Here is a 26,278-nt window from a genome sequence, read left to right on the forward strand (position 1 = left end):
CGCGCCACGCGCCGACTGGACAAATTCCGGAGCTCGTGAATTCCGCGACCAAATGAGCATTTGAAATGAATATTTCAGCTTTGTTCGGACGCAGGTTTCATGGTGACTCTCTGTCCTGCGTTTTCCCTTGTCTGCTTGACGATCTGTTGACGAAAATGAGCAGAGCAAAAGATCTTCTCGCCGTCCGAGAATTGTTCTGTTAGCCTCTTGCCCGGCTGGGGAGCCTGAATTCATCGCAGTTCGTGCGATGGGTTCTCTCTGTTCATGTAACAGACTCGAAAGGCAGGTTCTCGTGGCCACCGAGACCGCTCAGTCACGCCCGCCGGCAGTCGCCAGGGCGGCCGCCACCGTCGAGGTCAGCGGGGTGCGGAAGGCGTTCGGCAAGGTCGAAGCGCTGCGCGGCGTCAGCCTGGAAGTGCTGCCCGGACAGGTCTACGGACTGCTCGGCCCGAACGGCGCCGGCAAGACCACCCTGTTGCGGATCCTGCTCGGCCTGGTCCGCCCCGACGGCGGCTCGGTGAGCGTGCTCGGCCAACCGCCCGGTACGCCGGACGCGCTGCGCCGCACGGGCGCCCTGATCGAGACTCCCGCCTTCATCCCGCACCTGTCCGGCCGGACGAACCTCCAGGTCCTGGCCAGAGCCAGAGGACTGCCCGACGCCGAGGTCGACCGAGTCCTCGAGGTCGTCGAGCTCCAGCACCGTGGCGGTGACCGCTTCACCGGCTACTCACTGGGCATGGGCCAGCGGCTCGGCGTCGCGGCGGCGCTGCTCGGTGGTCCGGAGCTGCTGATCCTGGACGAGCCGACCAACGGCCTCGACCCCGAAGGCGTCGCCTCGATGCGTTCGCTGGTGCGAAGCCTCGGCGCGGCCGGGACGACGGTGCTGTTCTCCTCGCACCAGCTCGGCGAGGTGCAGCAGATCTGCGACCGGGTGGTGGTGATCGACCGCGGTCTGGTGATCGCCGACGACACCGTGACCGCGATCAGGGACCAGCCGGGCAGCGTCGCGCTCGACCTGTGGGCGACGCCCGCCGACCAGGCCGGCCGGGTCCTCGCCGAGTACGCCGGCCGGACACCTGTCGAGACAGGCGATCCGGGCGACCGGCACTGGCATCTCGAAGCCACCCCGGACGACATTCCCGGCCTGGTCCGGGCATTGGTTGCTGAGGGCATCGATGTGCACGAGCTCCGGCGCGAACGGCAGACCCTGGAAGGCGTCTTCTTCGCGCTGACCAACCACGACGAGCAGCAGTCCGCGGAGGAGTCATGATCAACGCCGTCGCCGCCGAGGGCCTGCTGCTGCGCAAGCGGATGGCTCCGCTGGTCATCGGGATCACCTGGATCCTGATGGTGGTCGGCTTCGCCTTCGTCGTCCCGTACATCATCTACAGCGTTCTCGATCCGGCCGAGGCAGGGCGGGCCGAGCTGCTCGACATCCTGCTGCCCGGCGCGGTGGCGTCCACCTCACTGAGCAGTTATCCCTTGTTCGGCGGGGCGATCATGCTCATCCTCGGCGTCCTGGTGACCGGCTCGGAGTACCGGTGGGGCACCTGGACCGCGCGGCTGAGCCAAGGACCGGGCCGGGCTCAGGTGCTGCTGGCCAAGCTCGTCGTCGCGGCGATCGCGACCACGGTGATCGCGGCGGCCGCGGCCGTTGCGTCGGTGGCCGCGGCCGCGACGATCGGCGCGCTGGAAGGCCGGTCCGCCGACTGGCCGTCGGTCGGTGCGCTGGCCGGCTCACTCGGTGCGGCAGCGCTGATCTCGGCCGCGTGGATGAGTGTCGGCGCCGCGCTGGGCGTGATCTTCCGCGGTACGACGGTCGCCCTGGCCGCCGGCCTGCTGTGGACCCTCGGCCTGGAGAACGCGCTGTCCGGGCTGGCCGGCATCCTGCCCGGACTCGAACCCGTGCGGTACGTCCTGCTCGGCTCGGCCAGCGGTTCGCTGGTCGGCGGGCTGGGCGCACCGACCCAGGGCGACGGCGGCACTCCCGGCGTCGTCGACTACCTGAGCACCCCCGCGGCCTGTCTCGTCCTGGTCGCCTACCTCGTCGTGAGCACCACCGTCGCCGCACTCCTGATCCGCCGGCGCGACATCAGCTGACCGCACCGGCACCGACCGCACGACCGCACCGCCGACACCAATCGCACCGACCGCACGACCGCACCGACCGCACGACCGCACCGACCGCACCGACCCCGAACGTCTTTCTTCCGCCCGAGGAGCGACCGTGACCAACCCGCCCGATGAACTCGTCCGCCCGCGGATGCGCCAGGACGTGGCCTTCCTGGAAACACTCGACGGCGTCTACGTCCGGGGAGCCGACGGCCCTTTCGTCATCCGCGGCGCCGGTGCCTACCGCTACCTGTCGGCGCTGCTGCCGCATCTTGACGGCAGCAACTCGCTGACGGACATCGTCGCCGGGCTGCCCGCGGCGCATGTCGGCGCGGTGAAGTCGTTGCTCTCCACCCTGGCCTCCCGTGGAGTCGTCCTCGACGGCGAAGGGGCCGCAGTGGACGAAGCCGTGCGGGCGAGTTTCCCGAGCCAGATCGCGCTGCTCGAGCACCACGGCGACGACGGCAGCGGGTTTGCCCGGGTTGCCGCCGCCCGCGTACTGGTGATCGGCGAGGACCACGAGGCGACCGCCACGCTGGTCGCCGCGCTGACCGCCAACGGCGTCGGCTCCGCGGGCGAGGGTTTCGTCAAGGTGGCGTCGGCGGAGACAGAGGAAGCGGCGGACCTGATCTGTCTGCTGGCACTGGACGGACCGTCCCAACAGCTCTTCTCCCTCGCGGCGCGAGCAAGACAGGCCGGTACTGCGTTCCTGCCGCTGGTGCGGGTCGGTGACCGACTGGTCGCCGGTCCCTGGCAAGGAGCTGCCTCGATCCAGTCAGCGCTCCTGCGAATGAGTGACAACGGCCTGTCCGGTACTGCGGAACTCTGGCAAGCAGCGGTCGCCGGACCGTCCTCGGCCCCGGCCGGCTCCGCCCTCCCAGGAGTCGCGTCCACGATGCTGCTCAATGTCGTGGGCTTCGAGATCTTCAAGCAGCTGGCCGGAAGCATGCCGTCCGACCTGGACGAGACCGTCGTGCTGGTCGATCCGGACCGCCTGACGGTCCACACCGAGCACGTCGTCGCCCACCCCGCGGTCGAGCCGTCCTCGGTCCCGGAGATCGAGGACGTTCCCGCGGACAGTGTCGAGACCGCGTACCGGCGCTTCGACTCGGTGGTCGCCGACACGGTCGGGCTGATGCGGCGGTTCGATGACGACGCGGTACCGCAGATCCCGGTGAAGACGGCTGTTCTGCTCGCTCCGGCCGCAGACGCCGCGCCGCTGGTGACCTTCGGCGTCGAGACAGTGCTGGAAGCCAGACTGGCCGCACTGGAAGCGGCCTCGGTCCGGTATGCGCTCAACCTCCATCGGCGCTGCCGGCTGTTGCGCGAGCCGGCGTCGGACGCGGAGTACGTCGTACCGGAGCGCTTGGAGACCTGGTTGGGTGTCGGGCCGGCCCGTCCGGCGCCGGCGGCAGCAGCCGAGATCGGAACGAACGCACCGCTCGCTCTGGACCGGGCTGCGGTGCTGGCCGGACCGCTGGACTGGAACGCAGCCGAGTTCGAGCCCGATCTCGGTGGACTCGCCGCGGCGCCGACCAAGGCCGAGACGATCTCCCGAGCACTCGTTGCGGCAGCCGGATCAGCCGCTGTCGCTGCCGTGGCGCGCGGCGAGCTCACGGTCTTGCCGGTCTCCGACGAACTCATTGCCCAGGCGCTCGATCCGCAGCAGCACCGCCGCCTGATGATTCTGGTCAACGAACTGACCGCCGCCGGAGAGCAGGTCTCCTTCCAGTTCGGCCGCGGCACCGTCCCCGTGGCGATAGTTGCCATTAGCAATGGCCTCGGGACGGTGCGGCTGGCCCGGGCCGCGAGCTCCTGGGTGGCGGCGGCCGAGTCGGCGCTGCTCACCGCGGTCGGCGAACGCCAGCTCACCGGTACGCCGTTCGCCCGCGTCGACCACCGGCTCGGGCTGGACGCCGACCTCAGCGGGCTGCGGCCGGCCGGCCCCGACGCCGCTGCCGAGGCGGCGGATCTCACCACTTCGATCGCCGACGACCGGATCCTGACGTCCCTCGCGGACGCCGGTCACCGGGCCGCCGTCGTCGACCTGACGCCACCCGACCTGACCGGTGTCACCGCCGTGGCCCGGGTGCTGCTCTTCCGCTCGTCCGTCCTCGCCGCGAAGGAGTCGTAATGACTGATCTGACCGCCGAACTGCTGTCCCTGGAGACCGTCACCTTCGAGGTGGAGGAGATCGCCGACGTCGGCCAGGACGCCGCCGGCTGGTGCAGCTCCAGCACCAGCACGTCGAGCTGCTCGTCCTGCAGCACGTCCAGCTGCTGCGGATGCTCCAGCTGCAGTTGCAGCAGTACCAGCTGAGCCCGGTACTGCCTCCCCAGGTTCCGCCGCCCGGCCGGGCGGCGACCCCACCCGCCCAGGAAGGAGGTGAATCACCATGGCGCTTCGCGAAGAGCTGCTCGTGCTCGAGACCGCGACGTTCGAGATCGAGGACATCATCGACCTCGGCCAGGACGCGGCCGGTTGGTGCAGCTCGAGCTGCTCCTGCTCCAGCTGCTCGTCCTGCAGCACGTCCAGCTGCTGCTCGACCAGCACCAGCACCGGGTGCGGCGGCGGCTGATCGCCGCTGTTGTGTCCCGGCAGGACGGCGACAGCCGGCAGTGACCGGCATGGTTGTCGCCGGCACGGTACGACCTGCTCCGCCCAGACGCGGCTGACCGGCCGCGCAGCAGAGAGAAAGGAAGACCGCTATGAGCACTCAGTCGCTCGGCCTCGAACTGCTCGACCTCGAGGCCGTCACCTTCGAGGTCGACGAGATCACCGATCCGTCGCTCGACCTCGCAGCCACCAGCTCGTCCTGCAGCTGTTCCAGCTGCTGCTCCTGCAGCACCTCGAGCTGCTGCTCGACGAGTACCAGCACCTCCAGCTGCGGCTGACCGCAGCGCTCGCGTGCTGAGCCTGTGAGCTGAGTGCTGCGGACCAAGGGCCCTGGTCCGCAGCATGTTCACCTCCCACCGCAAGATCCCCCGCCCCGGACCACGAAGGAGCAGCATCCAGTGACAACAGTGGAAGAGACAACTACGGCTCCTCCGATGGTCGCGGCCGTTGGTACGTCGATCGCGGCGCTGCTTCCGCCCGGTCCGGTGCTGACGCTGGACGTCGCCGTACTCGGCCTGCCGGGGCAGGAGGACCGGACCACGATCGGTCCACCGGACACCACCGCCACGGTCAGCATCCGGATCTACGCCGGCACCCTGGTGATCGCCGCGACTCCGGGCGGCGACGCCGGCCCCTGCCCGACCTGCTTCGACCGCCGGTGGGTGGTCTGCCGTCCGACCGTCGAGCGCCGCATCCTCGATCACCCGCACGGCATCCTGACCACCGAGACGATCACGCCGGCCCACCACGCCCTCGCCGTGGCCGCCATGCTGAGCCGCGTCGCGAGCGAAGCGAGCACCGACGGACCGGCGTACCCGGTGTGGGAGATCGACACCCGTACGGCGCGGGTCGAACGCTACGGGCTGATCCGCGACTCCTCCTGCGACGTCTGCGCGCGGCCCGAACCGGACACCGCGGACGGCGCCCGGATCCAGCTGGTGCCCACCCCGGCGTCGAGCCCCGGCAGCGGTCGCTCGCGCAAGCCAGAAGACCTCGCCCTGCCGATGGAGGCGCTCGCCAACCCGGTCTGCGGCATGCTCGGCGGACCCGCGATCCGGGCGTACCACGCCACCGCGACGGCCCCCGCCAGCGGCCACTTCGAGGTCCGGAGCAAGTACGGGCTGCACGAGATGTGGTGGAGCGGACATGCCGAGAGCTATCAGCGCAGCGAGCTGCTGGGCGCTCTCGAAGGCCTGGAGCGCGATGCCGGTCAACGGCCGCGCCGGCTGGACGTCGCGCTGCGGGCCACCCCGGCCGAGCTGACCGTGCCGTACGTGGAGATGGAGCAGTGCGGTCTCTACGATCCCGACTTCTATGTCGGGCACTCGGACAAGTACGTGCCTTGGGCAACTAATCCGAAGGTGCCCTGGGTCTGGGGCTGGTCCGTCCGGGACCAGCGCGCGCTGCTGGTGCCCGAACAGATCGTGTACTACCTCGACCATCGCGAGGACCATCGCAACACCGTGCAGGAGTGCTCGAACGGCTGCGCGTCCGGCAGCTCGGTGACCGAAGCGGTGCTGCACGGCCAGCTGGAGCTGATCGAGCGGGACGCCTTCCTGATCAGCTGGTACAGCGGTCTCACTCCGGTGGAGATCGACCTGGACACGGTGGACAACGCGCTGGTCCGCCAGATGCGGGCGCACGTCGACCTGCTCGGCTACGACCTGCGCTGCTTCGACATCCGGGTCGACCTGCCGGTGCCGGCGGTCGGGGCGGTCGCCGTACGGCGTGACGGTGGCCCGGGCACGCTGTGCTTCGCCGGGGGCGCGTCGCTGGACCCGGCGGACGCCGTACGGGCTGCTGTCTGTGAGGTGGCGTCCTATGTCACCGGGTTCGAGGAGCGGGTGACCGAGAGCCTGGACGAGGTGCGTCCGATGGTGACGGACTACCGCAACGTGGGCGAGCTGGCCCACCACGCCTTGCTGTTCGGGATGCCGGAGATGGCCGAGCACGCCCAGCACTGGCTGCGGCAGACCGAGGTCACGCCGCTCGACGACGTCTTCGCCAACTGGACCACGGGCCGGCCTCCGGCCACGGACCTGCGGGAGCCGGTGGAGGAGATCGTCGCGTTGTTCGCCGAGCGCGGGATGGACACCGTGGTGGTCGACCAGACCACGCCCGAGCAGCTCGCGATGGGGTTGCGCACGGTGGCCACGATCGTGCCCGGTCTGATCCCGATCGACTTCGGCTGGCAGCGGCAGCGGGTGCTGACGATGCCCCGGACGCTGTGGGCGCCGTACGCGGGCGGGCGGACCTCGCAGCCGCTCACCCCCGAGCAGTTGCACCGGGTCCCGCATCCCTTCCCCTGATCGTGTCTTCGAGCCCGTCCGTCGTCTTCCGTAGGAGTTGAGTGCAGGTGACCAGCCAGATCGATGCCACCGCCGGGCCGAGCCGTTCTGCGGTCGCGATGGACTACGCACGCCGGATGTTCGAGCGGCAACGAGTGCCACTGCCGCCGCTCGGCTTCCAGGTGGACTGGGCGGATCAGCCGTCGAGGCATAAGTTGTACCTCGACGCTCCGAAGCTGCCGCTGCCCGTGCCGTTCGCCAACCTGCCGTCGATCGAGGTGGAGGAGGCCGCGGCTCGTGCTGCCGGCCCGGTGAACGCCGAGCTGCCTTCGCTCGACCTGCTGGCATCCGTGCTCGGCTGCTACGGGTTGATCGACCGCCGTACTCAGCTGAACTGGAACGAGGACAGCACGGCCAAGCTGCGGCCGACCGCGCCGGTCTGGGCCCGGCCGACAGCGTCCGGGGGCGGGATGTACCCGGCGGAGAGCTACTTGGTGGCCGGCAGCCAGGCGTCGTTGCGGAGCGGTGTCTATCACTACGACACGGCTCATCACAGCCTCGACCGGCTGTCCTCGGCGAACCGCTGCGCCGAGCTGGCCGCGGCGACCGGGGTCGAAGCCGGGCTGTATCTGGTGGCCACGCTGAAGTTCTGGAAGAACGCGTTCAAGTACAACTCCTTCAGCTACCACGTGGTGGCCCAGGACGTGGGCGCGCTGCTCGCCTCCTGGCGCCTGGTGTTCGCGGCGGCGGGGCACACGGTCGAGCCGGTCCTGTGGTTCGACGAGGACCCGGTCAGTACTGCGCTCGCGGTGGACGGCCGCACCGAGGCACCCTTCGTGGTTGTCCCGCTCGGCCCCAGCCGCGCGGTGCAGGCGGCAGTCCAGCCCGGTACGCCGCCGCAGCTGCGGGTCTGGGAGAAGTCCGAACGTGTCCGCGACTTCGAGTTGGCCGAGCGCGTCCACGCAGCCGCCTTGGTCGGTGAGCAGGCCAGACCAACCGGTCGTGGAGCGGACCTGACCCCGGTGTCACTCGACCGGTCCGCCGGCGTCCTGCCGCTGCCTGCACCCGGTCCGTCGGTCAAGGACCTCACAACGAGCTTGTGTACCAGGCGCTCCAGCTTCGGTCTGTTCTCCTCCCGCCCGAGACTGTCCACTGCCGACCTGGGATCAGTGCTGGAGACTACTGCCCGCATGACTCGCGCCGGATCAGATGTGGAGCCCGCGCCCCGGCAAGACCCCTGGACTCGGCTCTGGGTGCTGCCCAACGCTGTCGACGGGCTGGAGAAGCGTGCTTACGCCTACGACCCGACCGAGCATCAGCTGATCCGTGCGGGGGAGTTCGACTACGGCGAGGTCCAGCGGCACTACGCGCTGACCAACTACAACATCAGCGAGGTAGCCGCCGTACTGGTGATCACCGGCCGGCTGGAGGCGCTCGTGGAGGCCTACGGCGCCCGCGGGTATCGCATGCTGAGTGTCGAGGTCGGCCAGCTCGCCCAGACCAGCTACCTCGCCGCGACGGCCCGAGGGCTCGGCATCGGCGCCGTGCTCGGCATCGACAACCTCGCCGTCGACGAGTTCCTCGGCATCGGGCAGACCGACGAGCGCAGCATGCTCTTCCTCCTGCTCGGTCACGAACGGGCCGGCCGCGCCGGCTACGACCACGGTCTGCACCACCGTCCGGCCCAAGGAGACCTCCGATGACCGATGTGCTTTCGAACCCCTACAGCCCGGACGCCGGTACGACGTCCGGCTGGCGGCTCGGCTCCGGCTTCCTGCTGCGGGTCGCCGGTCAGTCGGCCGAGGCAGTCGCCGTACTGCGTACTCCGGCCGCCGTCTCCTGGACCGAACAGGTGCTCGGGGCCGAAGCCGTCAGAGACGCCACCGGGAGCGAGCTCCGCGAGGCGCTGGAGACCGAACTGGCGGCCCGCGACCCGGAGGACCCGGAGCGGGTGGCGCTGATCAACCTTCGCCGCGACGCCTTCAACGGGCGCCGGCCGCGGCCGAGCACCGTGACCCGCGCCGAGCCGCTGCTGCCCGAGCAGACCCGGGCTCTGACGCACCAGTGGGTCGCGACGATCAACCGGGTGCGGGAGCTGCTCGACCAGGGCGTCGCCGTACTGGGTGAAGACCTTGCGGCGGCTCGCGCCAGAGCAAGGGAACTGCTGGCCGACGACAAGCTCCGCAGTGCCGTCCTGCTCCAGTCGGAAGTGCTCGAGAAGAACATGGACCGGTACCTCGACCCGACCCGGAAGGTCGACAAGCACGGCCGCCAGGTCGAGCGGACGCTGCTGGAGCTGCTCTACCGGGCCGCGCTCAAGACGAGCCCGTTCAGCACGCTCACCTCCGTCGGGCTCGGCCGCTTCAGCGACACGGCCACCCGGCCGCGCCCCGAACCGGTCTCGCTGGAGCAGCGCTCGACGGTCCGCCTGAACATCGCGGTGCTGGCCCGGCTGGCGGCGGTCGTGCTGGCCGACTCGACCCTGCGCTCCGGTCTGCGAGTGAGCCTCGCGCCGGGCGCCAGCTCGGACGGCGAGACGATGCGCTACGTCCGTCGCCGGACCGCGTCCGGTACCGACCCCGACGCGGTCGTTGCTATTGACAACGTTCATGAGAACCTCTTCTTCCTGCCTGGTGGTCCGGCACTCGACGACATCGTCGAGTTGACCCGCGAGGACCGCCCGACGCTGGCCGAGCTGAGCCTGCAGATCGCGGCCAAGGCCGACGAGCGCTCACCGGCGGAAGCCGACCAGCTGATCGGGCACCTGCTCCGGCTCGGGTTCCTGCTCGCGCCGGACCTCCAGATCGACCTGCGGGCCAGCGACCCCACCAAGGTCCTGCTCACCGCGTTGCGGGCTCAGGACCATCCGACCCTGCAGCAGCTGGCCACCTCGCTGCAGGCGGCGGTGGACCTGATCGACGCCTACCCCGGTACGCCGGCCCGACAGCGCGCCGCCGTGCTCAGCGGCGTACGGGATCACGTGCGGGCCTGCTTCGAGCTGCTCGGGGCGTCCGACCAGCTGGTGCCGCGGACGGTGATCTACGAGGACACCACGATCACCGGTGACGGGATGGAGGTGGATCGTGGGCTGTGGGAGCGCACCCTGCTGCCGGATCTCGCCGATCTCGCGGACCTGCTGCCCGCCTTCGACCTCAACGTCTCCAGACGCCTGACGGCCAAGGGATTCTTCAAGGCGCGGTACGGCATCGGCGGTGACTGCTCGGACGTCGTCCGGTTCTGTCACGAGTTCCAGCGCGACTTCTTCGATCCCTACACCCGGCGCTCGATGCGGCGCCGGCAGTTCGACGACGACAACGCGTTCGTGCCGCAGGAGAACTGGTTCAAGCTGCCGGACATCGTGGCGGTCGACAAGGCCCGCGAGGCGGCTTCGCTGCACCTGCGCGACCTGCGGTCGGACGATCCCGGCCCGGTGGAGGAGATCCGCCTCGGTCCGGACTTCGTCGACGCCGTACGCCGTGAGCTGCCGCCGGGCGAGCAGCTCGCGCAGCCGTGGTCGTTCTTCGTCCAGCTGGCCTCCGGCGGTCAGGAGCCCGGCCGGCTGGTTCTCAACCAGGCCTACGCCGGGCTGACCCTGATGTTCTCGCGGTTCGCCCACAGCCTCGACGCCGAGGGGACCCGGGCCCGCGACCTGATCGCCGAGATCCTGCGCGACTACGCACCGGACGGAGCGGTGCTGGCCGAGCTGCGGGGTGGGTACGAGACCACCAACCTCAACGTGCACCCGGCGGTCACGCAGTACGAGATCGTCTGTCCGGGAGACGCGAGCACGCGGCCCAAGGACGAGCAGATCGCGCTCGACGACCTGGTCCTGGTGCACGACGCCGAAGCGGACCGGGTCCGGTTGATGTCCACCCGGCTGGGCCGCGAGGTCGTACCGGTCTACCTGGGCTTCCTGATGCCGATGGCGCTGCCGGAGATCCAGCAGATCCTGCTCTGCTTCTCGCCCAGCGGGATGGCCCAGATCGACCTGTGGGCCGGCACCGGCGATCCGGTCCCGGTCGACGGCATCCAGTCGTATCCGCGGCTCGTGCTCGGTGACCTGGTGCTGCAGCGGCGGATGTGGAAGCTGAACACGGCGGTCTTCCCGTTCCGCGATCCGCGGCACTCCGACGCCGAGCATCTGCTCAGGGTGCGGCGATGGCGGCTGGACCACGGGTTGCCCGCGCGGCTGTTCGCCCAGATCGACAACGCGGCGGCCAAGTCCGCGGTCGACGACGGCGCGGCGCCGGACGCGCCCGACACTCCGGACACCCCAGGTGGCGAACGCAAGGCCGGGCGCAAGCCGCTGCCGGTGGACTTCGACAGCTGGATGTCGCTGCAGTTGCTGGAACAGCTGGCCCTCGGTGCCTCGGCCCGGATCGTGCTGACCGAGGCGAACCCGGACACCGACGAACTCTGGCTGACCGACGAGCACGGCCGGCCGCACGTCTGCGAACTGCTGCTGGAGCTTTACGACACCGGGAGGGACTGCGATGACGAATGACTGGGTGGCCCTGCACGTCTTCTACGCCAGTGACGCCAACCCGATCCTGGTCGAGGCGGTCCGGCCCCTGGTGGCCGAACTGCGCCGCGACGAGCTGATCGACCGCTGGTTCTTCATCAAGTACTGGATGGAGGGACCACACCTGCGGGTCAGGTTCCGGCCGGCCCGGCCCGAGCTGCGCGAGGAGGTGACCAAGCGCGCCACCGCGGCCATCGAGGCGTTCCTGGCCCGCCGGCCGGCGCTCTACGACACCGACGTCGACGGGCTCGGCGACATCTACAAGAAGATGTACGTGGCCGAGTACGGCGAGGAGCGTTTCGTCGAGGAGTACGGCGTGGACGGCGCGATGCCGTTCCGGCCGAACAACAGCGTCGCGCTGCTGCCCTACGAGCAGGAGTTCGACCGGTACGGCGGTCCGGCCGGGATGGAGCTGGGGGAATGGCACTTCGAGGCCTCGAGCGACCTGGTGGCCAAGCTGCTGGCCACCTCGAACACGCACGTCCGGCCGGTACTGCTCGGGCTGGCGACCCAGTTGTCGCTGCTGACGGCGTACTCGTTCCTGGAGACCGACGAGGCGGTCCGGCGCTTCTTCCAGCGCTACCGGAGTTTCTGGGAGACGTCGTACCAGGAGCCGTCGGACGACTACCACGAGTCCTTCGACAAGAGCTACGCGCTGACCCGGGACTCGCTGTCCGAACGGGTCGACCGGATCCGCACGGTCAGTACGGGTGACTCCGCCCAGCAGCTCTCCGGGATCGAACGGATCTGGCTGACCCACTGCCGCGAACTGCGCGCGCGGGTGGATGCGGAGGCCGGGCAGTTGCTGTTCCCGAGCCGGACCGGTGGCACCGGCCGGGAGCCGATCGCCGATCCCGAGGCGCGGGCGGCGGTGCTGCTCAGCTCCTACGTCCACATGACCAACAACCGGCTCGGCGTCGCGATCCTGGACGAGATCTACCTGTCCTACCTGATCGAGCGGGCGCTGGAGCCCGTGGCGGCCGAGGCACCGGCGCCGGTGTCGGCAGCGGTATGACGACCGTCAGCGATCCCGCCGCGGCGGGCGGATGGCTGGCGGAGGCGCGGCCGGCTCTGCGTGCGGCCGTCCGGATCGGGCCCGGCCTGCAGAAGGGAACGGCGGTCGTCCACTTGATCGGCGACCGCGACACCCAGGCGTTCCTGCGGGTGGGTCCGCGAGAGGCGTTCCTGATGTCGCAGCTGGACGGGCGCCGGACACTGGCCGACATCAGCGCCGAGTACGCGGGCAGGTTCGGCAAGAGGCTGGGAGAGGCGCACTGGCAGCAGCTCCTCGGGTTGCTGCACTCGCACGCGCTGATCGATCCGGCCGCGCCCGAGCAGCTGGACGCAGTACGGGAGAAGACAGCGGTCGCCCGCCGCGCCGCGGGCAGGTCGCCACTGCTGTGGCGTCGGCCGCTGCCTGGTGCCGCTGAGCTCGTCGTACCGCTGGCTCGGCGGATCGGGTGGCTGCTGCACCCGCTGGCCGCAGTACCGCTGACTCTGCTCGGTACGGCGGTCGCGGTGTTCGTGCTGCTCGAGTGGTCCACGCTCTGGTCGGCCGTGACCGAGTCGCCGTCCCGCTGGACCGCGGGGCTGGTCGGGTTCACGGTCGGCTGGCTGGTGATCGCCGGGCACGAGTTCTTCCACGGCATCGCCTGTGTCCGGTACGGCGGCCGCCCGACCGAGATCGGGGTGATGTGGCGGTTCCCGATGATCGCGCCGTACTGCAAGGTCGACGACGTCGTCACCTTTCCGCGGCCCGGGCAACGCGTCGTCACGTCGTTCGCGGGGGTCTACGTCAACCTGATCGCGCTGATCCCGTTCGCCGCGTTCTGGTGGTGGGGCCCGCAGACGGGCTGGTGGCACGGACTGGCCGGTGCGCTGCTGCTGTTCGGGGTCGTCTCAGCGGTGGCGAACCTGATCCCGGTGCTGAAGCTGGACGGCTATCACATGCTCGAACACGCCACCTCGACGTCGAACCTGCAGGGCGAGTCGTTCCGCTTCGCCGGCGCCTTCCTGCGCCGCGGGCCGGCCGGAATCGCCGGGTATCCGCGGCGAGCGCGGGTGATCTACAGCGCGTACGCCGTACTGGCCACCGCGATCCTGGGGCCGGCGCTCGTGCTGCTGGTCCGCAGCTGGTACTCGAGTCTCGCCGACCTGTGGAGCCCCGCCGTGGCGGTCGCCGTACTGGTCGCCGAGGCCGTCGCGGTCTGCGGATTGCTGCGCTGGGCCGTAGTGTGGAAGCGGAGAGCGACGGAGGCGGCCTGATGGACTTGTTGCAGACACTGCTCGGCGTCTTCTTCGTGATCGCCCTGAGTTGCGGCGGCTGGATCGTCTGGGGCGTGGTGCAGAGCCGGCAGCGCAAGCACGAGCTGGCGATGATGCGGGAGCGTGAGCTCACCAAGCGCGAGCAGCTGCGGATCGAGTCGCAGGAGCGGATCCAGGATCGCGCCGACCGGATCTACCTGGACGCCGTGCGCAAGCACACCGGCGTCGAGGACGGCCCGCCCCCGATCGAGGGCGGGCCGTCGCCGAAGTCCTAGGCCAGGGCCGCGCGAGCCTCGACGAAGGCGGCCACGACGCGCTCGATGTCCTCGGTGGAGTGCGCCGACGAGAGCTGGGTGCGGATCCGCGCCTTGCCGTGCGGGACGACGGGGTACGAGAAGGCGATCACGTAGACGCCCAGTTCGAGCAGCTTCTCGGCCAGCCGGCCGGCCTCGGCGGCATCGCCGATCATCACCGGGGAGATCGGGTGGTCGCCGGGGAGGACGTCGAAGCCCGCCTCGGTCATCAGCGAGCGGAACAGCTTCGTGTTCGCGGTGAGCTGGTCGCGCAGCTCGGTCGAGTCGGCGATCAGCTGCAGCGCCTTCAGCGACGCAGCGGTCACCGACGGGGCGAGCGAGTTGGAGAACAGGTACGGGCGGGAGCGCTGGCGGAGCAGTTCGACGATCTCGCGCCGGGCGGAGACATAACCGCCGGACGCGCCGCCGAGCGCCTTGCCCAGGGTGCCGGTGAGGACGTCGACGCGGTCCTGGACGCCGAACAGCGACGGCGTACCGGCGCCGTCCGGGCCGACGAAACCGACCGCGTGCGAGTCGTCCACCATCACCAGCGCGTCGTACCGCTCGGCCAGGTCGCAGATCTCGTCCAGCGGGGCGACGTAGCCGTCCATCGAGAAGACGCCGTCGGTGGCGATCAGCCGGTACCGCGCGTCGGCGGCGTCCTTCAGCTGGGTCTCCAGGTCGGCCATGTCGCGGTTCTTGTAGCGGTACCGCCTGGCCTTCGACAGCCGGATGCCGTCGATGATGCTGGCGTGGTTGAGCTCGTCGGAGATGACCGCGTCCTCGGCGGTGAGCAGCGTCTCGAACAGCCCGCCGTTCGCGTCGAAGCAGGAGCTGTAGAGGATCGTGTCCTCCTGGCCGAGGAAGGTGCTGAGGGCATCTTCCAGGTCCTTGTGGATCTGCTGGGTGCCACAGATGAACCGCACCGACGCCATCCCGAAACCCCAACGGTCCAAGGCGTCCCGGGCGGCCGCGATCACCTCGGGGTGGTCGGCCAGGCCGAGGTAGTTGTTGGCGCAGAAGTTCAGCACCTGGTTGCCTGAGGCAACTGAGATGGAGGCGTTCTGGGGTGAGCTGATCACCCGCTCGGACTTGTACAGCCCGGCGTCGCGGATCTCGCCGATGGTGGTGGTCAGGTCGTCGCGCATCCGGCCGAACATCAGTGCTTCTCCTCCAGGTTGGTCCAGTCCAGGATCACTTTGCCGCAGTCGCCGGCCCGGGCGACGTCGAAGGCCTGCTCGAAGTCCTGGTAGCCGAACCGGTGCGTGATCACCGGCGCCAGGTCGAGGCCGCGCTCCAGCATCACCGACATCGAGTACCAGGTCTCGAACATCTCCCGGCCGTAGATGCCCTTGATGGTCAGCATGTTGAGCACCACCGTGCCCCAGTCGATCGCGATCTCGTCGGCGGGCAGCCCCAGCATCGCGATCTTGCCGCCGTGGTTCATGTTGGCCAGCATGTCGCGCAGCGCGGCGGGCTGACCCGACATCTCCATCCCGACGTCGAAGCCCTCGCGCATGCCGAGGTCGCGCTGGGCGTCGGCGATGCTCTGCTCACGCACGTTCACCGCGTGCGTGACGCCGATCTTGCGGGCCAGGTCGAGCCGGTAGTCGGACAGGTCGGTGATCACCACGTTGCGCGCGCCGGCGTGCAGCGCGACGGCCGCGGCCATGATCCCGATCGGGCCGGCGCCGGTGACCAGCACGTCCTCGCCGACCACCGGGAACGACAGCGCGGTGTGCACGGCGTTGCCGAACGGGTCGAAGATGGCGGCCACGTCGAGATCGACCGGGTCGCGGTGCACCCAGACGTTGGTCGCGGGCAGCTTCAGGTACTCCGCGAACGCGCCGGCCACGTGGACGCCGAGGCCGCGGGTCTTGATACAGAGGTGCCGGCGGCCGGCCCGGCAGTTGCGGCAGCGGCCGCAGACCAGGTGACCCTCGCCGCTGACCAGGTCACCGACCGCGATGTCGCGGACCCCGGCGCCGATCTCGACCACCTCGCCACAGAACTCGTGCCCGGTGACCATCGGCACCGGCACGTTCTTCTGCGCCCAGGGGTCCCAGCTCTGGATGTGCAGATCGGTCCCGCACAGACCGGTTCGCAGTACCTTGATCAGTACTTCGTCCGCCTCGATCTGCGGCTCCGGGACGTCCTGCAACCACAGTCCCGGCCTGCTCTCGGCCTTCACCAGCGCCTTCACGGCTACCTCCTCGACGGATGCTCAGCACATCGTCGTCCGCGGCAACCACCGGCGTCCATCGACACGACGTACAAAGCCTTTGCAGTAGATCTGCATACTTAGGGCCATGGGACGGCGCGTCGTACGAGGTCTGGGGGTCGTCCTGCTGGTGGCCGGGGCCGGGTTGCTCGGCTGGGTGGGCTGGCAGTACTTCGGCACCGGGATCACCTCGAACAACGCGATGGACGGGCTCAAGCAGGACCTGCAGCAGGACTGGCAGCCGGCGGCGCCGAAGCCGTCCGCCAAGCCGTCCGCCGGTACGCCGATCGTGTTGCTGCGGATCCCCAAGTTCGGCAAGGACTGGGAGAAGCCGGTCGTCGAGGGGGTCGGCAAGGACGAGCTGACCCGCGGGATCGGGCACTATCCGCAGACCCAGCTGCCGGGGGAGCCGGGCAACTTCGCCGTCGCCGGACACCGGGTCACGCACGGATCGCCGTTCCGCAAGCTGCTGGAGCTGTCCAAGGGCGACCAGGTGATCGTGGAGACGGCGACCATGATCTACACCTACGAACTCGACGGCTCGCCTCGCGACCTGACCGTGAAACCGGCCGACAACTGGGTGCTCGAACCCGTCCCGGGCAAGGCCCGCCAGGCGCCGGTCAGCTCGATCATCACGCTCACCACCTGCCAGGACCTGTTCCACTCCCCGGACCGCTCGGTCGCCTTCGGTCACCTGGTCAAGGCCGACCGGAAACCCTGACCGCCGGGTCGCCTAGGCTGAGGCCTCATGAACTCCGATCGCGCCGCGCTGCTGGACCAGGTCAGAACCAAGGCCGTCGTGCACGGGAAGGTGACGCTGGCCTCCGGCAAGGAAGCCGACTACTACGTCGACCTGCGCCGGATCACGCTGGACGCCGAGGCCGCGCCGCTGATCGGGCCCGCGCTGCTGGAGCTGACCGCCGACCTCGAGTACGACGCGGTCGGTGGGCTCACCCTCGGTGCCGACCCGGTGGCGTTGTCGATGCTGTACGCGGCGGCGGCGCAGGGCCGCAAGCTGGACGCTTTCGTCGTCCGCAAGGCGGGCAAGGCGCACGGGCTGCAGCGCCAGATCGAGGGACCGGACGTGAAGGGCCGCCGCGTGCTCGCGGTCGAGGACACCTCGACCACGGGTGGATCGGTGCTGCAGGCCGTCGAGGCGCTGCGCGCGGCCGGTGCCGAGGTCGTCGCCGTCGCGGTGATCGTGGACCGGGCGACCGGCGCGCAGGAGAAGGTCGAGGCAGAGGGCCTGGAGTACCGCTCGGTGTTCGGCCTCGAGGAGCTCGGTCTCGGGTCATGACCGTTCTGATCGTCGTCGCGGCGGTTCTCGCCGGATTCGCGCTGTTCTACGTCAGTTACAGCAGGGCGAAGAAGCGGCGCGAGGCGTTCGCCGCCTTCGCCGCCCAGCAGGGCTTCAGCTACCAGCCGTTGAACCATGCCCTGGCGAACCAATGGGGCGGTACGCCGTTCCAGACCGGCGACAACCGGCACGCTGTCAACGTGCTCACCGGTGCCTTCCAGGGCCGGCAGATCGTTGCCTTCGACTACAGCTACCAGACCCATACGACCAACGGGAAAGGGCAGCGGCGGACCCAGACGCACAAGTTCGGCGTCGTGGTGCTGCAGTTGCCGGGGGCACTGCCCAGGCTCGAGGTCACCCACGAGGGCATCTTCGGCGGCGCGGTCGCGAACGCGCTGGGCTTCGCCGACCTCCGCTTCGAGAGCGAGCAGTTCAACCGGGCGTTCCGGGTGAAGGCCGACGACCAGCGCTTCGGCCACGCCGTCGTCCACCCGCAGATGATGGAGCTGCTGCTCGCCCGCGGCGAGATCGGCTGGCGGGTCGAAGGCAACTCCCTGGTCGGCTGGGACCCCGGCCCGCACACTCCCGTCGAGGTGATGAACCGTCTGCAGCTGCTCCAGCTCGTCGCGGACCAGATCCCGCCGTACGTCTGGCGCGACTACGCCGGCATCGACCCGCGGTGACCCCGGCCTGATTCCGGGCGGGATCCACGTCATGGGTCACTGCGTCTGACCCGGGCGGCGCTAGAGTCGCATCGAGCCGTACCCAACACTCGGGAGCAGGGAAATGACCCTCGTCATCGTCATCGTCGTCGCGATCGTCGTGATTCTGGCCATCGCGTTGATGGTCTCGTACAACCGGTTCGTCAAGCAGCGGAACCTGATCCAGGAGTCCTGGCGGCAGATCGACGTCGAGCTGCACCGGCGCTACGACCTGATCCCGAACCTGGTGGAGACCGTCCGGGCCTTCGCCGCGCACGAGCGGCACGTGTTCGAGGAGGTCGCGCGGCTGCGCACCCAGGCGGTCAACGTGCAGGGTGCCTCGCCGGAGCAGCGGGCGAGCGCCGAGGGCGAGCTGTCCGGTGCGCTGCGCCAGATGATGATCTCGGTCGAGGCCTACCCGCAGATCCAGTCGAACCAGAACTTCCTCAACCTGCAGCGCGAGCTGACCGACACCGAGGACCGGATCGCGGCCGGACGGCGCTTCTACAACGCCAACGTCGGCGACTACAACACCCGGATCGAGGCGTTCCCGTCGAACATCATCGCGGGCCGCTTCAAGTTCGAGAAGGCCGGCTACTTCGAGGTCAAGGACGAGCAGGTCCGCGCGGTCCCGCAGGTCTCGTTCGGCACCATCGGCTCGGTCCAGGGCGAGCCGGCCCAGCCGCAGATGCATCCGGGTACGCAGTCGTCGGGCCAGATCCAGCCGCAGTTGCCGGGGCAGCAGGACCAGCAGGGTGGCTACCAGCAGATCCCGCAGCAGCAGCCGCAGTACCAGCCGCAGCAGCAGTTCCCGCCGGCCGGCGGCCAGCAGTCCGCGGGTCAGCCCCCTGTCGGCGGACCGCCTGCGGGAGCCCCCGCTCCGCAGGACGGTCAGCCGCCCTTCACCGGCGGTCAGTAACCCCAGCCGGTGGCCGATAGGGCACTGGGCCTCCCCCCGGCCAGTGCCCCCACGGCCAGAACCCAGCGCCCTAAAGTTCGGAAATTCAGGCCCGGTGGTGACGACGGTCAGTTCGTCACCCCCGGGCCTGCCCTCCCCCCGGTACCTGCCGCCAACTATGTCGGGCCCGGATACATCGCGCGTACATCGCGGCGTACATCGCAGCCGCCGAACCTTCCCGGTGGGCCCGGCGGATGACACCATGGGGCGGGCCAATAGTTGAGAGGGCGAGCAAGTGGACAGTCTGAGGTACGAGATCCTCGGACCTCTACGCCTCGCTCACGCCCAGGGCCGGCCGTTACGCGCCAGTAAGCCGCGGCAACTGCTCGCCACCCTGCTGCTGCACCCGAATCGCTTCGTCTCCACCGACCTGATCGCCGACGCCCTCTGGGAGGGCAACCCGCCCCGCTCGGCGACGGCCAATATCCGCACCTACGTCCGGTCCCTGCGGGGCGTCCTGCAGGAGGCCGGCCTGGTCGCGGCGATCGACACCTCCGCGGCCGGCTACAGCATCGGGGTCGGCGTCGACGAGCTGGACGCGAGCCTCTTCGAGTCGCTGCTCGCCGAAGGCGGTCACCTGCGCGACGCGGGGGACAAGCGCGAGGCCATGGTGGTGCTGTCCCGTGCCTACTCGCTCTGGCGTGGTCATCCGCTCGAAGACCTCACCATCCCGTCCGCCTGGGAGGGGTCGATCTCCCGTCTGGACGCCCAGTACCGCGGCCTGGTGGACACCTTGCTCGACCTGCGACTCGAGTACGGCGACGCGGGTGGCGCCGCCGTACTGCTCAGCGGGCGGCTCACCGAGGACCCGTACGACGAACAGCTCTGGCGGCGACTCGTGGACGCGCTGCTGGCCGCCGGACGGACGGGCGAAGCCAGAGCGGCGTACAAGAAGGCTGTGCGGACCCTGGCCGACGAGTTGGACGTGAAGCCCGGTCCGGAGCTTCAAGCAGCCGGTGCCCGTGCAGAGAACGGCCGCTCAGCCAACTGGCCGGAGCCGGGTATCCCAGCAGCCCGTACGCCGCAACCCGCGGAGCCGGAGCCAGCCGGCCCGATGGCGTCCCCGGTACTCAACGAACCCCACCGCCCGCCCAGCCAGTTGCCGCTGGACCTGGCCGACTTCAGCGGCCGGGAGCAGCACCTCGAGCGGCTGCGCGACCTGGTCTGCGGCCGTGATCCCGTCCGCCCGCCGATCGCGGTGATCTCGGGCGCACCCGGCACTGGCAAGACCTCGCTCGCGGTCCGGCTCGGTCACCTGGTGCGCGAGTCGTTCCCCGACGGTCAGATCTACCTGGACATGCGCGGCGCGACCGATCCGCGAGACCCCACGGCGGCCCTGACCGATCTGCTGCTGAGCCTCAACCTGCCGGACTCCGCCGTACCGGCCGACCCTGACCGGCGGTCGGCCGCGCTGCGGTCGGAGCTGGCCAGCCGGCGGGTCCTGATCGTGCTGGACGACGTCGCCGCCGCGAGTCAGATCGCGCCGCTGATGCCCGGTACCGGGGCTTCGGCAGTCGTGATCACCAGCCGCAACCGGCTGATGGACCTGGCCGGTGCCGACAGCACACCGCTCGACACTTTCGACGACGGCGAGGCGACCGAGCTGCTCCGCCGGGTCGCGGGCGCCGGCCGGGTCGACACGAACTCCGCGGCGGCCACCGAGATCCTCGCCGCCTGCGGCAACCTGCCGCTCGCGATCCGGATCGTCGCCAGCCGGCTGGCCCAGCGCCCCGACCTCAGCCCGGCCGAGCTGGCCCGGCGGTTGCGGGACGAGACCCAGCGGCTGGACGAGCTGAGCATCGGTGAGCTCGCCGTCCGGACCAGCGCCGATCTGAGCTACGACGCGCTGAGTGCCGAGGAGGCCCGGCTCTACCGGCTGATCGGGCGCTTCGCGGTCGGTGAGTTCTCCGCCCGCATCCTGGAGACGATCGGTACGCCGGCCTCGGTCCGCCGCAGCCTGGACCGGCTGATCGAGGTCAACCTGGTGCAGATCAACTCCGTCGACGCGAACGGTACGGCGCGCTACCGCGTGCACGACCTGCTGCGGTTGCACGCCATCGCCGTCGGTGACGCGGAGCAGCAGGCGCAGGCGATCGAGGACCTGCGAACCGTCTTCGACTCCCTGCTGCAGAAGGTCCGCCGGGCCACCGCGGCGCTGCCGTTCGGGTACTTCGGGGTCGTCGAGCACACCGGCCCGTTGCTCGCCCCCGATCCGCAACCGTTCACCTCGGCGGACGCGATCGCCTGGTTCGACGCCGAGCGGTCCACCTTCGCGCCGGCGATCCGGGCCGCCGCCCAGAACGGCCTGCACGACCACGCCTGGCGGATCGCCGCCGCGTGGGGCCCGTACCTCGACATGCGCGCGTACTTCGACGACTGGAACGAGTCGCACCAGCCCGGCCTGACCAGCGCGATCGCCTGCCAGGACCGGCACGGCGAGGCGATCATGCACCGCAACCTGGCTCAGCTCGCGCTCTACCAGGACGACTGGGACGTGGCCTGGCAGCACCTGAAGGACGCGTCCGCGATCTTCGAGGAGATCGGCCACCGCCAAGGGGCCGGGATCGCCGCTGTCGGGCTCGGCACCTGGCTGCGCGAACGCGACCGGCCCGACGAGGCGCTGGCGCAGTACGAGCGCGCGGTCGAGGCGCTCGTCGAGGTGGGGGACAAGAACGGCGAGGTGGTGGCCCGCAGCGCGGCCGCTTCGATCTGGCTGGCCCGCAACGACACGGTCACCGCCGGACGCTATCTGGCCGAGGCCTTCCTGCTCGGCGTCCGGCTCGGCGACTCGCACCGTGAGGCGAAGGTCCGTCGCCGGATCGCCACGCTGCGGTTGCAGCAGGGCCGCAACGACCAGGCGGTGCGGCAGTTGCAGGCCTCGCTGGCGATCTTCACCGCGCTGGGCGACGACCACTGCGCGGCGTACGGGCGGGCCGACCTCGGCCGGGCACTGATCGCGGTCGGTGACGACGCCGCCGCCCGGCGAATGCTGCTCGATGCGATCGAGATCGGTCACCGGCTGGGCGATCGCAGCGTCGAGGGGCAGGCGGCGTACGACCTCGGTCAGCTCTACGCGAGCACCGGGAACCTCGACTTCGCCCGTCGTTATCTCGATCGCGCGGCCCGAGTGCGGCAGCTGGTCGCCAACGACGCCAAGGTGGCCGAGGCACGGGCCGCGCTGGCGGCCCTCACCACCGATCTCGCGGCGGGCTGACTTCCTCTTCGGCGCCGTCGCGCTGGGTAGTTGATCTTTGCAATGTACGGCCGCTGTATGCGGCCGCGCGAAGATCGGTGTACCACGGCAGCGGCCGGAGGATGGGGGAGCACGGCCATGGGGGAGATTGTTGTGGAGCGGCAAAGCGTTTCGTGGGGTGCCAACCCACGGGACACCGAAGCTGCGCTGGGCTGGCAGCTGGAACGGGTGGGGTCGGCGGCCTGGCAGGACTGGTCGCTGAAGTTCCAGCGGATGGCGTTCGGCTTCGCTCAGGACAGCGGTTGGCACGATCCGGCAGACGCGTTGCAATGGCTCGACCACCACGACCTTCTGCAAGAAGGTCGGGCGCCACGGGGGGCGCTGGTCTGGTACCAGGCGGCAGACCTGATCCGGGTGGCTTGTTCACTCGGCTCGGGTCAGGTGGTCGGGCCGTTGCCGTGCGGCCAGGTCAGTACGTCGGACCTGGCCGAGGTCAGCACCGACTACGTCTGGTCGGAGCCGCACTTCCCCTTCGGGCACTGAGCTCTCAGCGCCCGAGAGGTGGTCAGTGCTTGGGCTCCGCGGCGACGGAGTCCTCGAGCTGGGCCTCCAGGCCCTCGACGACGTGGCCGTGACCGCGGCGCCGGGCCAGGAAGTACTCGACCACCATCGGGATCAGCGAGACCAGCACCAGCAGCAGCAGCGCCGACTCGAGGTGCTCGTGGATGAACTTCACCCGGCCGAGCGCGTGCCCGAGCAGGGTGACGCCGGTGGCCCACAGCACCGCGCCGATGCCGGTCCAGAGGAAGAACTTCCTCGGGTCCATCTTGCCGGCGCCGGCCACCACCGTGATGAAGGTCCGCACGATCGGCACGAACCGGGCCAGCACCAGCGCCCGCGGGCCGTAGCGCTCGAAGAACTCGTGGGTCTGCTCGATGTACTTCGGTTTCAGGAACCTCGCGTTCGGGTTCTTGAACAGGGTCGTGCCGAGCACCCGGCCGATGTAGTAGCCGGACACGTTGCCGAGGAACGCGGCGATGGTCAGCAGCAGGCAGGCCTGCCAGAGCGGGACGTCGATGGTGCCGTGGGCGATGAACAGCCCGACCGCGAACAGCAGCGAGTCACCGGGCAGGATCGGGAACAGCAGCCCGCACTCGATGAAGATGATCAGCAGGGTGCCCCACAGCGCCCAGTCACCCAGCCAGTTCAGCAGGTATTCCGGGTCCATCCAGTTGGGCATCAGCATCGCCATCTGTAAGAGCACGCGCACAGGGTAGCGTCCCGACCTATGCAGGAAGCCAATCGTGACAAGCCGGCCGACCTGATCGGAGCCGACCTGGTCGGCCCGGCAGAGGTCGGCGTGGGCCCGTGGCCGGGCGAGCCGCCCGCCGATCCGCAGTACGACCCGGAACTGCTCGCTGCCGGTGACCGCCGCAACGTGGTGGACAAGTACCGGTACTGGCGGCTGGAAGCGATCGTCGCGGACCTGGACACCCGGCGGAACCCGTTCCACATCGCGATCGAGAACTGGCAGCACGACCTGAACATCGGCTCGGTGGTCCGGACCGCGAACGCCTTCCTGGCCAGGGAAGTGCACATCGTCGGCAACCGCAAATGGAACCGCCGGGGCGCGATGGTGACGGACCGCTACCAGCACGTGCGCCATCACCCGCGGCTTGCCGACCTCGCGGCGTACGCCGAAGAGCACGCACTGACCGTGATCGGCATCGACAACCTGCCCGGCTCGGTGCCGCTGGAGACCTACGACCTGCCCACCGACTGCCTGCTGCTCTTCGGGCAGGAGGGTCCCGGCCTGACCGACGAGGCCCACAAGATCTGTACCGACGTGCTGTCCATCGCCCAGTTCGGCTCCACCCGGTCCATCAACGCCAGCGCGGCGGCGGCCATCGCGATGCACGCGTGGATCCGCCGCCACACCTTCGCTCAACCGGCGGGAGTGAACCCGGCGTAGCTGTCGGACGACCCGGTCTCGTCGCCCGAGCCGGCGATCCGGAGACTGCCCGCCGCCACGGTCACTTGCTTGCTCCCGGTGAGGTCGGCTGGGGGCCGATCGGCTGCGGCACGGACGGCTGGGTGACCAGCCGCGGAGTGAACAGGCCGGCGCTCTTGGTGATGAACGCCTGGTCGAGCTGCAGCTGCCAGCGTGGGCTGGTGGCGATGGCTCTCAGCTGGGCCATCGTGACGGCGGGCTCGGCCGGTGCTGTGTTGACCGCGATCAGGTTGAGGTTCAGGCCGTCCTTGCGGATCAGGTTGGCCTGCAACTGCTGGTACTCGTCCATGCCGCGCGGTCCAGGAACGGTCGTGTCCAGCAGCCGGAGCCGGGAGCCGTCCGGCAGCGTGGTGACCTTGCAGTCGGTGTCGGTGTCGCTGCACGGCAACGGGTGCTGGTCCTTGACGATCTCCAGCCGGATCGACGCGGTGCCGTAGTCGGTCGTCGTGTAGACGCCCAGCACGCTGCCCACGCCCTCGAAGCCGCCGCGCCGGTTGGCGGCCTGCTTGGCATCGGGCATCAACTCGAGCAGGAGTGCGAGGGTGGCTTGTGGGGTGATGTCTGCTTTCGCCTGCTGAGCCTGGGTTGTGACCCCCGGTCCGGCCGGTGCGATGGCGCCGTCGGGAACGCCGTCGACCGACCCGGCGTACGCGAAGGCGCCGCCCAGTACGGCGACGGTGGCAGCGCCCGCCAAGATCCGGGTCAGTCGCCGGCGGCGTACCAGCTTGTTGCCGTGGGCAACTCCGGCGGCCAGGAGCGGGCCGAGATCGACGGGGGTGTCGTCGACACCCGCGTGCAGGTGGTCGCGCAGTTCGGTTTCGAAAGTCATCAGGGGTCCTTCCGGTTCGGGGCTCATCGCCCGCTCAACTCGCTGAGATCGCTGCCGAGCCGGGTTCGCAACTTGGCGAGCGCGCGCTGGCTGCGGGTCCGGACCATGCCGGAGCTGACGCCGAGGATGGTGGCGGTGTCCTCGACGCTGTGGTCCTCCCAGTAGCGCAGTACGACGATCGCCCGGTCGCGCGCCGCCAGCTCGGCCAGCGCGGCGAACAAGGTCAGCCGCAGCGCGGTGTCCTCGCCGTACCGGCCGTCGTCGGGGACCTCGGACGTAGGCCGCTCCAGCCGGGTCCTGCGCTGGGAGGCGACGTAGGTGCGCACCATCACGGTGCGGCTGTAGGCCACCGGGTTGTCGGCCCGGCTGACCTTGGACCAGGCGGCGTAGAGCTTGCCGAGGGTGGTCTGGGTCAGGTCTTCGGCCGCGTGCCGGTCGCCCGCCAGCAGATAGGCCATCCGGAACAGTTGTGTGCCGCGGGCAGCGGCGAACTGGCTGAACTCCTCGAGATCCGCACTCACGATCACCCTTCCGTCGCCGAACAGCTGTCGAAGAGGTAAGAGCCCTTCCGGTCCGATCTTGTTGCAGGAAGGTGCGAAAAGTTGTCGGGTCAGGGGCGTAACCCGGTGGTGGGGAGGCGCGTTGGAAGAGAAGTCAGTCCCAACTCGGGCGGGGACGGCGCTTGCTTCGGCCTGCGCTGGTTCGGGTTCAGCGTTGACGATCCAGGGGGAAACACATGAGTTCCAATCTGCATGTCCGGCGTGCGATGTGGGCGGATCTGCTGCACGAGGTGGCGACCGTGCAGGCGATCTCCACCGCCGCGGTGGAGGCCAAGAGCGACGAGTCGCGGACCGCGCTGCTCAAGCTGCTGGAGGCCGAGACGGCCGAGGTGGTCGCGCTCGTGCACGAAGTCGGCCGTGAGTATCCCAGCCTGGCGAGTGAGGCCAGCTGAGGCAGGACATCTAGGGTGGT

At 69.7% G+C, this 26,278-nt stretch carries 24 protein-coding genes and 1 pseudogene; 20 read left to right on the forward strand and 5 right to left on the reverse strand.

What is annotated here, in order from left to right:
* Window positions 1-442 precede the first annotated feature (442 nt).
* The 12 genes and pseudogenes from OX958_RS03420 to OX958_RS03475 form a co-directional block, all read left to right on the forward strand.
* Window positions 443-1,270, forward strand: a pseudogene (locus OX958_RS03420) (ATP-binding cassette domain-containing protein); the annotation flags it as partial.
* Window positions 1,267-2,100: an ABC transporter permease subunit gene (locus OX958_RS03425; RefSeq protein ID WP_270135655.1), complete on the forward strand. Its 834-nt coding sequence runs from the start codon at window positions 1,267-1,269 to the stop codon at window positions 2,098-2,100. The pseudogene OX958_RS03420 and the gene OX958_RS03425, both read left to right, overlap by 4 nt.
* Window positions 2,101-2,227: 127 nt before the next feature.
* Window positions 2,228-4,246, forward strand: coding sequence for a hypothetical protein (locus OX958_RS03430; protein WP_270135656.1), 2,019 nt, complete (start codon window positions 2,228-2,230; stop codon window positions 4,244-4,246).
* Complete coding sequence (locus OX958_RS03435; protein WP_270135658.1) at window positions 4,246-4,431, forward strand: hypothetical protein; 186 nt, start codon at window positions 4,246-4,248, stop codon at window positions 4,429-4,431. Before OX958_RS03430 ends, OX958_RS03435 begins: the two co-directional genes overlap by 1 nt.
* A 165-nt stretch (window positions 4,432-4,596) precedes the next feature.
* Window positions 4,597-4,734, forward strand: coding sequence for a hypothetical protein (locus OX958_RS03440; protein ID WP_270135660.1), 138 nt, complete (start codon window positions 4,597-4,599; stop codon window positions 4,732-4,734).
* Window positions 4,735-4,820: 86 nt separating this feature from the next.
* Window positions 4,821-5,006, forward strand: coding sequence for a hypothetical protein (locus tag OX958_RS03445; RefSeq protein ID WP_077018662.1), 186 nt, complete (start codon window positions 4,821-4,823; stop codon window positions 5,004-5,006).
* Between the two features lie 120 nt (window positions 5,007-5,126).
* Window positions 5,127-7,037, forward strand: a complete 1,911-nt coding sequence (locus tag OX958_RS03450) for a TOMM precursor leader peptide-binding protein (protein WP_270135663.1) — start codon at window positions 5,127-5,129, stop codon at window positions 7,035-7,037.
* Window positions 7,038-7,084: 47 nt separating this feature from the next.
* A complete protein-coding gene (locus OX958_RS03455) occupies window positions 7,085-8,719 on the forward strand; it encodes a SagB family peptide dehydrogenase (protein WP_270135664.1) in 1,635 nt (544 codons plus the stop codon).
* Entirely contained in the window at window positions 8,716-11,520 is a 2,805-nt protein-coding gene (locus tag OX958_RS03460) for a lantibiotic dehydratase (RefSeq protein ID WP_270135666.1), read from the forward strand. Before OX958_RS03455 ends, OX958_RS03460 begins: the two co-directional genes overlap by 4 nt.
* Window positions 11,510-12,553, forward strand: a complete 1,044-nt coding sequence (locus tag OX958_RS03465; RefSeq protein ID WP_270135667.1) for a thiopeptide-type bacteriocin biosynthesis protein — start codon at window positions 11,510-11,512, stop codon at window positions 12,551-12,553. The genes OX958_RS03460 and OX958_RS03465 overlap by 11 nt, the downstream gene beginning before the upstream one ends.
* Window positions 12,550-13,803 carry a hypothetical protein gene (locus OX958_RS03470; protein WP_270135668.1) on the forward strand — a complete coding sequence of 418 codons (1,254 nt, stop codon included), beginning with the start codon at window positions 12,550-12,552 and terminating at the stop codon, window positions 13,801-13,803. The genes OX958_RS03465 and OX958_RS03470 overlap by 4 nt, the downstream gene beginning before the upstream one ends.
* Complete coding sequence (locus tag OX958_RS03475) at window positions 13,803-14,078, forward strand: hypothetical protein (RefSeq protein ID WP_270135669.1); 276 nt, start codon at window positions 13,803-13,805, stop codon at window positions 14,076-14,078. The genes OX958_RS03470 and OX958_RS03475 overlap by 1 nt, the downstream gene beginning before the upstream one ends.
* Here the strand turns inward: OX958_RS03475 and OX958_RS03480 are convergent.
* Together OX958_RS03480 and tdh are read right to left on the reverse strand one after the other, a co-directional pair.
* Window positions 14,075-15,256: a glycine C-acetyltransferase gene (locus OX958_RS03480; protein ID WP_270135670.1), complete on the reverse strand. Its 1,182-nt coding sequence runs from the start codon at window positions 15,254-15,256 to the stop codon at window positions 14,075-14,077. The genes OX958_RS03475 and OX958_RS03480 overlap by 4 nt on opposite strands.
* The gene (tdh, locus tag OX958_RS03485; protein WP_270135671.1) at window positions 15,256-16,299 is read right to left on the reverse strand and encodes an L-threonine 3-dehydrogenase; all 1,044 of its coding nucleotides are present in this window, start codon (window positions 16,297-16,299) and stop codon (window positions 15,256-15,258) included. Before tdh ends, OX958_RS03480 begins: the two co-directional genes overlap by 1 nt.
* A gap of 106 nt (window positions 16,300-16,405) precedes the next feature.
* On the opposite strand from tdh, the gene OX958_RS03490 reads away from it, so the two are divergent.
* From OX958_RS03490 to OX958_RS03515, 6 genes are all read left to right on the forward strand, one after another.
* Entirely contained in the window at window positions 16,406-17,038 is a 633-nt protein-coding gene (locus OX958_RS03490; RefSeq protein WP_270135672.1) for a class E sortase, read from the forward strand.
* Between the two features lie 27 nt (window positions 17,039-17,065).
* Window positions 17,066-17,614, forward strand: a complete 549-nt coding sequence (gene pyrE / locus OX958_RS03495; protein ID WP_270135674.1) for an orotate phosphoribosyltransferase — start codon at window positions 17,066-17,068, stop codon at window positions 17,612-17,614.
* Window positions 17,611-18,297: a hypothetical protein gene (locus tag OX958_RS03500; protein WP_270135675.1), complete on the forward strand. Its 687-nt coding sequence runs from the start codon at window positions 17,611-17,613 to the stop codon at window positions 18,295-18,297. The genes pyrE and OX958_RS03500 overlap by 4 nt, the downstream gene beginning before the upstream one ends.
* Before the next feature lie 103 nt (window positions 18,298-18,400).
* Window positions 18,401-19,234, forward strand: coding sequence for a LemA family protein (locus tag OX958_RS03505; protein WP_270135676.1), 834 nt, complete (start codon window positions 18,401-18,403; stop codon window positions 19,232-19,234).
* Between the two features lie 274 nt (window positions 19,235-19,508).
* Window positions 19,509-22,487 (forward strand): AfsR/SARP family transcriptional regulator, encoded by a 2,979-nt coding sequence (locus tag OX958_RS03510; protein WP_270135677.1) that lies wholly within the window; start codon window positions 19,509-19,511, stop codon window positions 22,485-22,487.
* Between the two features lie 117 nt (window positions 22,488-22,604).
* Window positions 22,605-23,009 carry a hypothetical protein gene (locus OX958_RS03515; RefSeq protein WP_270135678.1) on the forward strand — a complete coding sequence of 135 codons (405 nt, stop codon included), beginning with the start codon at window positions 22,605-22,607 and terminating at the stop codon, window positions 23,007-23,009.
* Window positions 23,010-23,031: 22 nt separating this feature from the next.
* Here OX958_RS03515 and OX958_RS03520 read toward each other — a convergent pair whose 3' ends face one another.
* Window positions 23,032-23,730, reverse strand: coding sequence for a DedA family protein (locus OX958_RS03520; RefSeq protein WP_270135679.1), 699 nt, complete (start codon window positions 23,728-23,730; stop codon window positions 23,032-23,034).
* Window positions 23,731-23,754: 24 nt separating this feature from the next.
* Between OX958_RS03520 and OX958_RS03525 the strand changes: the two genes are divergently transcribed.
* On the forward strand, window positions 23,755-24,438 hold the full coding sequence (locus OX958_RS03525) for a TrmH family RNA methyltransferase (RefSeq protein ID WP_270135681.1): 684 nt from the start codon (window positions 23,755-23,757) through the stop codon (window positions 24,436-24,438).
* A gap of 61 nt (window positions 24,439-24,499) precedes the next feature.
* Here the strand turns inward: OX958_RS03525 and OX958_RS03530 are convergent, their stop codons facing one another.
* Together OX958_RS03530 and OX958_RS03535 are read right to left on the reverse strand one after the other, a co-directional pair.
* Window positions 24,500-25,306, reverse strand: coding sequence for a hypothetical protein (locus OX958_RS03530; protein ID WP_270135683.1), 807 nt, complete (start codon window positions 25,304-25,306; stop codon window positions 24,500-24,502).
* Window positions 25,307-25,329: 23 nt separating this feature from the next.
* Window positions 25,330-25,827: a SigE family RNA polymerase sigma factor gene (locus OX958_RS03535; protein ID WP_270135685.1), complete on the reverse strand. Its 498-nt coding sequence runs from the start codon at window positions 25,825-25,827 to the stop codon at window positions 25,330-25,332.
* A 215-nt stretch (window positions 25,828-26,042) separates the two neighbouring features.
* Here OX958_RS03535 and OX958_RS03540 point away from each other — a divergent pair, with 215 nt between their 5' ends.
* A complete protein-coding gene (locus OX958_RS03540; RefSeq protein WP_270135686.1) occupies window positions 26,043-26,258 on the forward strand; it encodes a hypothetical protein in 216 nt (71 codons plus the stop codon).
* The last annotated feature ends 20 nt before the right edge of the window (window positions 26,259-26,278 follow it).

The organism is Kribbella sp. CA-293567 (genome assembly GCF_027627575.1).
In the GTDB taxonomy this organism is placed as follows: domain Bacteria; phylum Actinomycetota; class Actinomycetes; order Propionibacteriales; family Kribbellaceae; genus Kribbella.